Origin of the sequence: Aeromonas sp. MR16 (assembly GCF_022549315.1) — a bacterium.
GTDB lineage: Bacteria > Pseudomonadota > Gammaproteobacteria > Enterobacterales > Aeromonadaceae > Aeromonas > Aeromonas aquatica.
Genome location: NZ_JAKZFK010000054.1, coordinates 1 through 11,748 on the forward strand (window position 1 = coordinate 1; position 11,748 = coordinate 11,748).

10 protein-coding genes are annotated in these 11,748 nt (G+C 61.3%); 6 read left to right on the forward strand and 4 right to left on the reverse strand.

The features are described 5' to 3' along the window. Positions 1-268 precede the first annotated feature (268 nt). From MM194_RS21990 to MM194_RS21435, 4 genes are all read left to right on the forward strand, one after another. On the forward strand, positions 269-400 hold the full coding sequence (locus MM194_RS21990; RefSeq protein WP_274518494.1) for a hypothetical protein: 132 nt from the start codon (positions 269-271) through the stop codon (positions 398-400). Between the two features lie 315 nt (positions 401-715). Then, positions 716-1,327 carry an OmpW family outer membrane protein gene (locus MM194_RS21425; RefSeq protein ID WP_033129779.1) on the forward strand — a complete coding sequence of 204 codons (612 nt, stop codon included), beginning with the start codon at positions 716-718 and terminating at the stop codon, positions 1,325-1,327. 203 nt (positions 1,328-1,530) lie between these two features. After that, positions 1,531-3,510 (forward strand): methyl-accepting chemotaxis protein, encoded by a 1,980-nt coding sequence (locus MM194_RS21430; protein WP_241344925.1) that lies wholly within the window; start codon positions 1,531-1,533, stop codon positions 3,508-3,510. A gap of 8 nt (positions 3,511-3,518) precedes the next feature. Continuing rightward, a complete protein-coding gene (locus MM194_RS21435; protein ID WP_241344926.1) occupies positions 3,519-4,988 on the forward strand; it encodes an ABC transporter substrate-binding protein in 1,470 nt (489 codons plus the stop codon). A 54-nt stretch (positions 4,989-5,042) separates the two neighbouring features. On the opposite strand, the gene MM194_RS21440 is transcribed toward MM194_RS21435, so the two are convergent. Then, complete coding sequence (locus tag MM194_RS21440; RefSeq protein WP_241344927.1) at positions 5,043-5,837, reverse strand: GNAT family N-acetyltransferase; 795 nt, start codon at positions 5,835-5,837, stop codon at positions 5,043-5,045. Between the two features lie 329 nt (positions 5,838-6,166). On the opposite strand from MM194_RS21440, the gene metF reads away from it, so the two are divergent. Continuing rightward, on the forward strand, positions 6,167-7,063 hold the full coding sequence (gene metF, locus MM194_RS21445; protein ID WP_033129783.1) for a methylenetetrahydrofolate reductase: 897 nt from the start codon (positions 6,167-6,169) through the stop codon (positions 7,061-7,063). A 68-nt stretch (positions 7,064-7,131) separates the two neighbouring features. Here metF and MM194_RS21450 read toward each other — a convergent pair whose 3' ends face one another. After that, positions 7,132-8,193: a DUF3103 family protein gene (locus tag MM194_RS21450; protein ID WP_241344928.1), complete on the reverse strand. Its 1,062-nt coding sequence runs from the start codon at positions 8,191-8,193 to the stop codon at positions 7,132-7,134. Positions 8,194-8,339: 146 nt separating this feature from the next. Further along, complete coding sequence (locus MM194_RS21455) at positions 8,340-9,491, reverse strand: benzoate/H(+) symporter BenE family transporter (RefSeq protein WP_241344929.1); 1,152 nt, start codon at positions 9,489-9,491, stop codon at positions 8,340-8,342. Positions 9,492-9,606: 115 nt separating this feature from the next. On the opposite strand from MM194_RS21455, the gene MM194_RS21460 reads away from it, so the two are divergent. Then, positions 9,607-10,179 carry an XRE family transcriptional regulator gene (locus MM194_RS21460; protein WP_241344930.1) on the forward strand — a complete coding sequence of 191 codons (573 nt, stop codon included), beginning with the start codon at positions 9,607-9,609 and terminating at the stop codon, positions 10,177-10,179. Here MM194_RS21460 and MM194_RS21465 read toward each other — a convergent pair whose 3' ends face one another. After that, positions 10,180-11,376, reverse strand: a complete 1,197-nt coding sequence (locus MM194_RS21465) for an NnrS family protein (RefSeq protein ID WP_241344931.1) — start codon at positions 11,374-11,376, stop codon at positions 10,180-10,182. Between the last annotated feature and the right edge of the window lie 372 nt (positions 11,377-11,748).

Here is an 11,748-nt window from a genome sequence, read left to right on the forward strand (position 1 = left end):
TGGATATTTACAACCTGGAGCGACCGCATCATACGTTGACATACAGAACCCCCGATGCGGTACATCGGGGGTTCTGAGTCACGTGAAGCTAGACGAAAATGTGTAAACCTATTTCAGGACTAGACAGCGCGCAGCCCGCTCGCCACCACTGCTTGCGATTGCAGATCAGGGGATCGCCAGTCAGGGCGTTTTGAGCGAGGGTAAAACGGGGTCACCCGATCTCCGCCAGCAGCCGAGGTGCCGGCAGGGTCGAAAAAAGAAGGGATCAGTGGACCAGCATCAGGAAGGCGAGGGCGAAAACAAAGCCAAGCAAGATAAACAGGAAGGAGCCTATGCCCCAGACGGCGGCCAGGATGCCGATGATTTTGTCTCTGCGTGTTTGTGGTTTCATAAAGATTAAATTACAGCTCGGCTACATTGCTTTAATAAAATACGCGGATAATGCGTGTTAAACAACTACTGCACGGGGTTTTTAAGGGTTCAAAGGTGTATTTGGTTTGTATTTATATGGAGGTCATATAACGCCAATGCTTTTTACTTTATTGTTTTATAAGGATAAATTGTTATTTGTTGATTGTTTTGCCACCAATTAAAGCTATTGCGTACATCCATCTATTTCTTGATAACTATTGAGCTAAATCAATAACCGTTCATTCACATCCTTTTATAGTTTTCGGGCTTACAACATAGAACGAAAACAAAAAGGAAATACGTGATGAAAAAGATCCTTCCTCTGCTGATCGCAGCCGTTGTTGCTTCCCCCGTCGCCATGGCTCACCAGGCCGGCGATATTCTGGTTCGTGGTGGCCTGGCATTTGTCTCCCCCCAGACCAGCAGTGACGATGTGCTGGGCACGGGCGAGCTGGATATCGACAGCAACATGCAGCTGGGGCTGACCCTCTCCTACATGCTCACCGACAACTGGGGGGTCGAGCTGCTGGCCGCCACGCCATTCTCTCACTCGGTATCGACGCCGGGGCTGGGCGAGGTCGCCAAGGTCAAACACCTGCCACCGACCCTGATGGCGCAGTACTACTTCGGGGATGCCAACAGCAAGGTGCGTCCTTACGTCGGTGCCGGCATCAACTACACGGTGTTCTTCGATGAAGAGGGGCGCGGTGCGCTGGCAGGGACGGATGTCAATGTCGACTCCTCCTGGGGACTGGCGGGTCAGGTGGGTCTGGACATGGCGATCAATGATCGCTGGTTCGTCAACGCCTCCGCCTGGATCATGGACATAGACACCGAGGTGCACACCGCGGTGGGTACCATCAATACCTCCATCGATCCGGTCGCCTTCATGGTCGGCGTCGGCTACCGCTTCTGATGAGTTGAGAGGTCGGCCGCCTCAAGGCCGATATCAACATGTACGTCTCTTTGGCCCGGCTCTGTTCGGGCCCTTTTCTGTCCGAAACTGGGCATTATTCGTGATCTCATCCGTTATTAGCCCCACTTGCTACTCTCCCATCGCCTCCCCCTGCCGATAGTCTCTGCGTCCACGTCAATTTCCCAACGAGTGAGGATGTCTCTATGGGTTTATCTATCGTGCAGCGGATCATCGCCGGATTTGTGCTGATGCTGTTGCTGCTGGTCCTGCTTGGCTTCATCAGTATCTTGAAGATCCGGGGCATCAACGAGGGGCTGTCCCAGGTGTCGGATCGCGCCACCCCTCTGGTGATCGCCGTCGCCGGGCTCAAGGGTGCGCTGCAGGACAGCAACCGCTGGGTGCTGACCTACAGAACCAGTGAAGATGCGGCCCAGTTGCCGCAGTTGGCCAGCCAGTTCAAGGCGCAGCAGGGGCAGTTCGTCACACTGAGCAAGGAGATGGCCAGGTTCACCGGGGTGGCGGAGGCCAACGCGCACTTCCGCCAGGTGGAAGCCGCCACCCAGGGCTTCTACGGCCTGGCGGATCAGGTGCTGGCTCAGCATGGCCAGTGGATAGCCGCTCTCGATCGCCGTCATGAGCTGGAGCTGGCCTTTATCCGGCTGGAAGACACCTATCAGTGGGCCGCCGATCTGCTGTTGCAGCAGACCGCCAGCAAGCGCTCCATGCGCAACAAGGCCGAACTCATCACCTCCGGCATAGCACGGGATCTGAAGAACATCCGTCGGGCCGACGCCAAGACAGACCTCAACGAGCTGGAGAAGGTGCTCGCCAAGGATATAGAGATGGCGCGCAAGCGGCTCGAGCGGGTGCTGGTGCCCGACGATGTGAGGCAGCGTTTCATCGTCAATCTGGACAGGATGCAGGAGCTGGCGCTCGGCCCGCAGGGGCTGCTGGCCACCATGCGCCATGCCCAGCAGCTCGCCGCCTCGTTGCAGGGCCTGAACCAGCAGCTCGATACCAGCCTGGTCAACAGCCTGGCGCTACTGGACGAGATGGGCAAGTCGGCGGGGAGCATCGCCAGCCAGAGCCGGATCGGTGCCGATGACGCCGTCAGCAGTGCCAGCTTCTGGATCCTGATCGTCTCCGCCATCTCCGCCGCCGCCGCGCTCATCATCGGTTACACCACGGCGCGCAGCATACAGCGCCCGTTGCATCTGATCGATCGGGCACTGGATCGCATGGCCACCGGGGACATGACCCGGCGCATCGACTACCAGAGCCGCTGTGAATTCGGCAGCCTGACCCGCTCCATCAACACCCTGGCGGACAAGACGGGGGAGCTGCTCTCCCAGATCAACGCCGGCTCCCGCCATCTGGTGGAGGAGGCGAGCCGCGCCGCCGAGATCAGCGAGCGCGCCATGTCCAGGGTGCAGGATCAGAAGAGCCAGACCGACCAGGTCGCCGCCGCCATCACCGAGCTGGAAGTGAGCGCCACCGAGGTGGCCCGCTCCACCGACGGTACCAAGCGCGAGGTGGATCTGGCCGACGAGGAGGCTCGCGCCGGTCGCAAGCAGGTGGCGACCACGCGCCAGATCACCGAACAGCTGGCAGGCGCCATGGAGGAGGCGGTCGGCATCACCCACAAGCTGGGGGAATTCAGCAACAACATCGGCAGCATTCTGGATGTGATCCGCAGCATTGCCGAGCAGACCAACCTGCTGGCACTGAATGCGGCCATCGAAGCGGCACGGGCCGGTGATGCCGGCCGCGGCTTTGCCGTGGTGGCGGACGAGGTGAGGGCGCTGGCAAACCGGACCCAGACCTCGACCGAGGAGATCCAGGCCATGATCGAGAACCTGCAGAACTCGAGCCGGCAGGTGGTGGAGGTGATGGGCCGCAGCCAGGAGCAGACCCACCACTGCGTGGCGCAGACCCGCGAGATGGATCTGGCACTGCAATCCATCGCAGAGCGGATGAGCGCCATCAAGTCGATGGCGGATCAGGTGGCCCATGCGGCCCAGGAGCAGATCTCGGTCAGCCAGGGGGTCGCCCGTCACATCGCCGGGATTGCCGACGTGGCTTACGAGACCGAGCGGGAGGCGCGGGAATCGGCCAGCAGCAGTGACGTGCTGGCGGATCTGGTGGCCAAACAGCAGCAATTGATCGCGCATTTCAAGGTGTAGGAGGACTTATGGCTAACAAGTGGATCGGGGCCCTGAGTCTCCTGTTGTGTGGCCAGCTGATGGCCAGTGAGCTGGTGATCGAAAGCTGGCGGATAGATGACAAGGCCCTGTGGGAGGAGAAGATCATCCCCGCCTTCGAGGCGGCCCATCCGGGCATCCAGGTGAAGTTCAACGGGGTGCAGAACGTCGACTACATGCCGACGCTCTGGACCAGCCTGAAGGAGGGCAAGGCGGGGGACCTCATCACCTGTCGCCCGTTCGATGACTCCCTGGCCCTGTTCAAGGCCGGTCATCTGGCGGAGTTGAGCGAGATGGCCGGGATGGAGAACTTCCCGAGCTTCGCCCAATCCCCCTGGCAGACGGATTCCGGGGCCCAGACCTTCTGCGTGCCCATGGCCTCCGTCATTCACGGTTTCTTCTATAACAAGCAGATCTTCAGCGAACTGGGCCTCTCGGTGCCGCAGACCCGCGACGACTTCTTCGCCGCCCTCGACAAGGTGAAGGCGGATGGTCGCTATGTACCGCTGGCCATGAGTGGATCCGAGAGCTGGGTCGCCTCCGAGCTTGGCTTCCAGAACATAGGCCCGAACTACTGGAAGGGGGAGGATGGCCGGCTGGCGCTGCTCGCGGGCCAGGAGCGGCTAGACAACCCGCAATACGTCAAGGTGTTCGAGGAGCTGGCCGGCTGGCGCTCCTACCTGGGGGAGGGGGGCGAAAGCCGCGACTACGCCACCACCAACGCGCTCTTCACCGCCGGCAAGGCCGCTTTCTACGCGGCCGGCTCCTGGGAGATAGCTCCCTTCACCGGTAAGGTCGACTTCGGCGTCATGCGCCCGCCGGTTGCGAAACAGGGTGACGGCTGCTTCTTCACGGATCACACCGACATCGGCATGGGGATGAACCCGGCCAGCAAGAACAAGGAGGCGGCCATGGCCTTCCTGCAGTGGCTGACCACCTCCCAGTTTGCCGAGCTCTATACCAACTCGTTGCCCGGGTTCTTCTCCCTCTCCAACCACTTCTTCGAGGTCACCAACCCGGCGGCGAAGGAGATGATGGAGTGGCGGGATCAGTGTGACTCCACCATCCGGGTTGCCACCCAGATCCTCTCTCGCGGCACGCCCAAGCTAGGGGATGAGCTGGCTGAGGTGAGTCAGGGGGTATTGCTTGGCAAGCTGGCCCCCCTGGCGGCGGCGCAGCAACTGGAGCAAGGGCTGAAGGGCTGGTATCCCCCTCATCAGACGGAGCAAGCCAGGGGAGAGGAGTGTCAGTGTGCGGCCCCGGCCACTCCTGTCGCCGCTCCCACTACCCCGGGGGATGCCGCCGTAGCCCCGTCGGCGGCCGGTGCGACGCTGCCCGCCTCCACCGAGGCGGCGCCGGCCATGACCCCGATCGCCTCGGCGGCGATGGCACCACTGCCGACCCCCTCGGCCGAGGTCGAGCAAGCCTTGTCCAACGAGTTGGAAACACCGCAGCAGTGACTTGAAGTAGCATAAACAACGGGAGGCATCGCCTCCCGTTTTCATTTCTATCTGTTATTGAGGCAAGTGCCAGCGGCACAGGCTGCCGATGCGGGCCACCGGTGAGAAGCCCAGTGAGCGGTAGACTCGCTGGGCATGGTAGTGCTCATCGGCCACTATGATGAGGCGCTCGGCCTGCGCCAGTCCCAGGCGCGCAACCTGGCTCAGCAGCTGGCGGCAGAGCCCGCGATTGCGCCAATCTTGGCGGGTGCGCACCAGCTGAAAACGTCCCATATTGCCGGTAAAGAACAGCCCGCAGCTGGCGACCAGCTTGCCTTGCTGCCAGATCCCCCACCATTGCCCCAGTCCATCGGCGATCATGGCCTGATACAGGCGGCGCCGTGACTGCAGATAGGGCAGATAATTTGCTTCCGAATGGCCGGGGTCGCGCTCATCCAGCTCCAGCGCCAGCCAGTCATCCCAGTCGGCGGCATCGAAGGCCCGGGCAGGGCCGACAGTCGGCCCGGCCGGTGCTTGCCAGCTGCACTCGTCCAGCGCCAGCACCACGCACTCCATGTATTGGTAACCCGCCGCCACGAAGCCGGCGACCCGGCTATTTTGTCCCTCGGCCAGCGGCCACTGGAAGGTGCGGTGCCGGATCCCGGGATCCTGACCTATCAGCTGGTCGAAGCTGGCCTCGAGCCAGCCTTTGTCGCGGTCGCTGGGCGGGGTCGGCAGCAGCAGATAGTTGCCGAAGTAGTAATCCGGAGCGGTCGGGGTTTTGACGGCCCAGAACCTGTCATGATCCGTCACCTCGCCCTGATAGCGATCGAACAGTAAATCGGTGGCAAAGCCGGGGTGATCTTCCATGGTGGGGCTCCTGCTGATGACTCAATCGATTATCGGCAGGTTGGGGGAATAAGTTAAAAAAAGGCCGGGAAGACCCGGCCAAACAATCACACGCAGATTCAGAACGTCCAGGACGATCCGCCCGCATCATAGCCTGCCTAGGCCCATTTTGGGATGGGGGCCAATCGTTACTTATGCTGAATTGCCAAATAAAAAAACTGGCGAGACAGGATCTGGCCGCAAATCGGTGTTGACTTTGATCGGTTTTGTCATAAAGATAGCAAGACGTTTAGACGTCCAAACATCCGTTTTGACGTAGAGGAACCGGTGGCAGGACAGGGAGAGAACAGATGGGATTTCACAGCGCGCGTCAGGTTGAAGCACTCAACCAGAGTCTGGCGGATTTGGGTAACAACATTTCGGTCAGCTTCGAGTTTTTCCCGCCCAACAGCGAAGGGATGGAAAACACCCTGTGGCAATCCATCGAGCGGCTCCAGGTGCTGGAACCCAAGTTCGTCTCCGTGACCTATGGCGCCAACTCCGGTACCCGGGATCGTACGCACAAGGTGATCAAGGACATCAAGGAGCGCACCGGCCTCATCGCCGCGCCGCACCTGACCTGTATCGATGCCGGCCGTGACGAGCTGCGCACCATAGCCCGCGACTACTGGAACAGCGGCATCCGCCACATCGTCGCCCTGCGCGGTGACCTGCCTCCCGGTGTCGACAAACCCGACATGTATGCCACCGACCTGGTCGCCCTGCTCAAGTCCGAGGCCGATTTCGACATCTCGGTTGCCGCCTACCCGGAGGGTCACCCCGAGGCGCGCAGCGCGCAGTCCGATCTGCTGAGCCTCAAGCGCAAGATAGATGCCGGTGCGAACCGCGCCATCACCCAGTTCTTCTTCGACGTTGAGACCTATCTGCGCTTTCGGGATCGCTGCGCCGCCATCGGCATCGATGCCGAAATCGTGCCGGGGATACTGCCGGTCTCCAACTACCAGACCCTGGCCAAGTTCGCCGGCTTCACCAACGTGAAGATCCCGCGCTGGATGCATCAGCGCTTCGAGGGGCTGGACAACGATCAGACTACTCGCAATATGGTGGGGGCCAGCATCGCCATCGATCAGGTGCGGGTACTGAGCCAGGAAGGGGTGAAGGACTTCCACTTCTATACCCTGAACCGCTCCGAGCTGACCTACGCCATCTGCCATACCCTGGGTGTGAGGCCCAAAGGCCAGGCCTGATCCTGCTTGCCGCAGAGAGAAAAAAAGCCAATGAGTCACCTCATTGGCTTTTTTGCTATGGCCGTGCGTCAGGGCCGGGTCGGCTGGATCTCTTTGGGCTCCAGTGTGATGACGGCATTGCCGGCGGCGCCGGGATATTGTTGATAGCTCTGGTCCTGCTCCAGGGTGTAGAAGGTATCCAGGTAGTCGTCGTTGTTGGTCATCCAGGAGTCGGGCAATGCCTTGACGATGCGACCGCCGAGGTCGAGGAAGGGCAGGGCTTCCGGCACGCCACCGGCGGTGAAGCCGAGTTTGAGCGCCTCGATCAGCAGGGCGCTGAGCTCCTTGTAGTTGACGTTGTCATCCTGCTCCATCATGACGAGGTCGACGGCGCCCCAGCGATAGCGATCCCAGTACACCAGTATCTGGTTCGGGCTGTAGTCGGTGTTGTCATAGTCGAGGTAGGGCATGTCGACTATGTCCACCACCGGCTCGTCCCGGCTGGGATTGACCCCGGCCACCACGGCATAGACCTCGGCGGCACCGAGCAGCCAGGGCTCCTGATCATCGCTCAGCCGGATCTTCTTCAAGATGCTGGTCTTGAGTGGCGCCGTGCTGTTGGCGACACGGGGAGCACACTGCAAGTCCGCCTCGGCCAGTGCCCTGCGCATCACCTTCAGACCGGCATTCTTGGCCTTGACGGGATCGGCCTCCACCACCAGAACCGGTCGTGCCGGGGCCTGGTTCACGTCGAGGTAGACGGGGTTGCCGGCGCCGTCGAAGGCCTCGATGGCGCTCCAGCTCTGCTCATCGCCGCTCGGCACATAGGCGATCAGCGGCTCGACACCCTGCTTCAGCGCATCGGCCTGCTCTGGGTTGGCCAGCCGCAGCTGCATCAGCTGCTTGACCTCCCCCGTCAGCCCCTGCCGATCGATGGCGGCCAGGTTGGCGTCGGTGGCTTGGCGCTTCAGCCTTGGGCTGGCCTTCTGCAGCAGGTTGGGCAGCGGGGCCTGGTACTGCTGATTGCCGAGCAGGGGCAGCAGGTTCTTCTGTTGCAGCGCGAGCTCGCGCGCCAGCTCCCGATCCGCGTCGGCGGCCTGGGCGCTGGCGCCCAGCATGGCCAGTAATACAATGACAGCCTGATTCCTCATTCTTGTTCTCCAGTGGTGAGTCTGAGGAGGCGCATCCTGGGAAGGATATGCACCCCGGCCTCACTAGACGGCAATTGGTTTCAACTGTGAACCATGTTTGCCGAATTATGTGCAGCGTCTCACTGGAGTCTCCCCAAATGGTCAGGTCAGGCACGCAGCCGGTTGACGCTATATAGCCCTATGCCGACCAGCAGCCCCCAACAGGCGGAGCCGACGCCGAGCAGGCTGATCCCGGACGCCGTGATGATGAAGGTCAGCAGCGCCGCCTCCCGTTCTTCATCCTGTTGCAGCGCACTGTGCAGGCTGCTGCCTATGGTGCCGAGCAGGGCCAGACCGGCCACGCAGGTGACCAGGGCGGTGGGGAAGGCGCTGAACAGGGCCACCACGGTGGCGCCGAAGCAACCGGTGAGCAGGTAGAAGCAACCTGCCCAGACTGCGGCGGGCCAGCGGCGGTTGGCATCGGGATCCACCTCCTTGCCCATGCAGATGGCGGCCGTGATGGCGGCCAGGTTGAAGGCGTAGCCGCCGAAGGGGGCCAGCAGCAGACCGGTCAGGCCGGTCCAGGTGATGAGGGAGGAGGTGGCAGGTTGATAGCCGTGGGCTCGCAGTATGGTGATGCCGGGCATGTTCTGCGACGTCATGGTGACAAGGAACAGCGGCAGGGCTATGCCCAGCAAGGCGTCCAGGGAGAATGTCGGTGTGATCCAGACCGGGCTGGAGAGTTGCCAGTGGACTGTGCTCAGCTGCAGCTCACCCCTCAGGGTACAGAGCAGCATGCCGGTCGCCAGCACCAGCACCATGGTATAGCGTGGCCACAGGTGACGACCGATCAGAAATGCCAATAACAGTGCCCCCAGCAGCAGGGGATCCTGCGGTGCCACCCTGAACAGATCCAGCCCGAAGCGGAGCAGGACCCCGGCCAGCATGGCCGCGGCCAGGGGAGCCGGGATATGGCGCATCAGGCGATCGAACCAGCCGCTGATCCCGCACAGGGTGATCAGCAGGGAAGAGATCACGAAGGCACCTATGGCCTCCCCCAGGCTGAAGTTGCCTAGGCTGGTGATGAGCAGGGCGGCCCCCGGGGTGGACCAGGCGGTCAACACCGGGACGCGATAATAGAGGGAGAGGCCGATGCAGCTCACCCCCATGCCGATCCCCAGCGTCCATAGCCAGGAGGAGACCTGGGCTGCATCGGCCCCGGCGGCGGCGGCGGCCTGGATGATCAGTACGACCGAGCTGGTGTAACCGACCAGCACGGCGATCAGGCCTGCGGCCAGATGAGGTAGGGCAAAGGGCATGACACTTCCTTGTTGGATGCTGATAGCTTGTGCGTTATTACGTACAATACGGCTTTGACTATAGCGATGTGCGCTATAGCGCACAAGGTGGTCAAACAACATTCAAGGGGAAAACATGCAGGAGATGAATCAACATCTGGCCCAGCGGCTGAAGGGGTTGCGCGGTGAGATGGGCTGGAGCCTGGATGTGGCCGCCCGTGAGACCGGGGTGAGCAAGGCCATGCTGGGGCAGATAGAGCGGGGAGAATCCAGCCCGACGGTGGCGACCCTGTGGAAGATCGCCACCGGCTTTCGGGTCTCCTTCTCCAGCTTCATCGAGCCGGCCCCGACTGAGAGTGAGAAGACCCTCTATCGGGTTGCCGATGCGATCCGCCAGCAACCGGCGGGAGAGGGCATGCAGGTGGCGCCGCTATTCCCCTATGAAGGCCGCTTTGGTTTCGAGCTGTTCGAGCTCACCCTGTTGCCCGGCTATCAGCGGGAATCAGAGCCCCACGAGCCTGGGGTCACCGAGCACGTCATCGTCATCAGCGGCGCTATGGAGGTCTTGATCGAAGGGGAGTGGCGTTCACTCGAGCAAGGGGAGGCGGTGCGCTTCGCCGCCGACCGCCCCCATGGCTACCGTAATCTGGGGAGAGCCCCCGCCGTCTTCCATAACCTGATCCATTACCCCGCCACGAGTTCCCGCTGATTAACCTGGGCGTCCATCGGCCCTGGGCTGGCTCAAGATGGGGGCATAGACCCAGACAAACAGGCCATAGGCCGCGATCCAGCTCCAGCCACTCAGGTTCCAGCCGACCAGGGTAAAGGCGGGCCAGAGTTGCGGGATCAATACCCGGAGCAGGGCGGACAGTATGACGAGGCCAAATGCCGCCGTGATCCTGCGCCCCACCCGCAGCGCCCTGCCGCTGTGGCCGAGGGACACCCGGGCAATCATCCCCAGGATCATGGTTCCTATGCAGCCGGCGCTGAACAGGTGGCTGGCGACCGAGAGCGTGATGGGCAAGCCTGCGGCCTGAGCCGAGAGGGCGAGCAGACCAAGAGGGATGAAGAGATAAGCCAGATGCAGTGACCACAGCAGGGGATGGGAGAGCGTTGACTTGGGCTGCCAGCGCAGTTGTCGCCACAGATGCAGGCTCGCCGCCACTATATATAGAGGCACCATATAAAGGCTGGTTGTCCACGCTGTGGGCAGCAACAACCAGAGCAGCATGATCAGCCACAGGGAGGCGAGGGCGCCGCGCTCCAGCCATGGCAGGGGAACGGCTTTTTCCGTGCCTGTGGCTCTGGCGGTAAAGAAGGGGATGACTCGCCCCCCCATCACGGCGATCAGGGTCGTGAACAGCAGCACTGTCGTGATCAGCAAATGCTCCATGGCGATCCAGTCGTCCCGCCACAGCCAGCTGGCGCCGTTGAGCAGGGTCAATATCAGGAGCAGTGGCACGAAGAAGAGGTTGCGCCACTGGCGAGTGATCATGATGGGTCTGGCGAGGAACCAGGCGCAGAGCGGTAGCCAGGCCAGATCTGCAGCCATCAGGACGACACTATCCTCTCCCACCCAGGGCAGCATGCATCGTGGCAGCGCCCATAGTCCCACGACCAGCGCCAAGGGCCAGCCACGAACGCCGGGGTGAGCGGTCCAGTTCTGGACGGCGGTCAACAGGAAGCCCGCGACTATGGATGCACCGAAGCCGAACAACATCTCATGGGCATGCCACCAGACGGGGTTGGAGAGCCCGGGCAACTGGAGCCAGCCGTTGAGCTGCCCGAGCCAGCCAAGCATGGCCAGACAGGAAAAGAGCGCGCCGAGCAGGAAGAAGGGCCTGAACCCTAAACGAAACAGGGGGAGTATCCGCTCTTCTTTATGGCTATCGAGGATCTGGTGCATGGTGCAACCTTAATGTGACATCTGATATGCCAATTATAAAGTGGCTTTTCAAATGTTCAATTTAAATCCAGGGAATACCGAAATCGATACGGTTATGGGCGAAAAAAGACCGGTTTGCTGTAGAACTGAGCGAACGAACAACAATGACAAAAAAGCCCTTGTCATCGCGCTCTGGCTCCCTATAATGCGCCCCTACCAGCACGGCACAACACGCCGGACTGATAAGCCAGCTTCCTCGTGAAGTGGGCGCCGAAAGAAAAGCGAAAACAATCGCTTGACTTTCGAAGTGAGGAGCGTAATATGCGCCTCCTCAACGCGATAAGCGTGACGCTCTTTAACAATTTGAATCAAGCAATCTGTGTGGGCACTCAC

Bases quoted from the DNA above. Each gene is read 5' to 3' on its own strand.
- MM194_RS21425 (WP_033129779.1), top strand. From the start codon at position 716: ATGAAAAAGATCCTTCCTCTGCTGATCGCAGCCGTTGTTGCTTCCCCC.
- MM194_RS21430 (WP_241344925.1), top strand. From the start codon at position 1,531: ATGGGTTTATCTATCGTGCAGCGGATCATCGCCGGATTTGTGCTGATG.
- MM194_RS21435 (WP_241344926.1), top strand. From the start codon at position 3,519: ATGGCTAACAAGTGGATCGGGGCCCTGAGTCTCCTGTTGTGTGGCCAG.
- MM194_RS21440 (WP_241344927.1), bottom strand. From the start codon at position 5,837: ATGGAAGATCACCCCGGCTTTGCCACCGATTTACTGTTCGATCGCTAT.
- metF (WP_033129783.1), top strand. From the start codon at position 6,167: ATGGGATTTCACAGCGCGCGTCAGGTTGAAGCACTCAACCAGAGTCTG.
- MM194_RS21450 (WP_241344928.1), bottom strand. From the start codon at position 8,193: ATGAGGAATCAGGCTGTCATTGTATTACTGGCCATGCTGGGCGCCAGC.
- MM194_RS21455 (WP_241344929.1), bottom strand. From the start codon at position 9,491: ATGCCCTTTGCCCTACCTCATCTGGCCGCAGGCCTGATCGCCGTGCTG.
- MM194_RS21460 (WP_241344930.1), top strand. From the start codon at position 9,607: ATGCAGGAGATGAATCAACATCTGGCCCAGCGGCTGAAGGGGTTGCGC.
- MM194_RS21465 (WP_241344931.1), bottom strand. From the start codon at position 11,376: ATGCACCAGATCCTCGATAGCCATAAAGAAGAGCGGATACTCCCCCTG.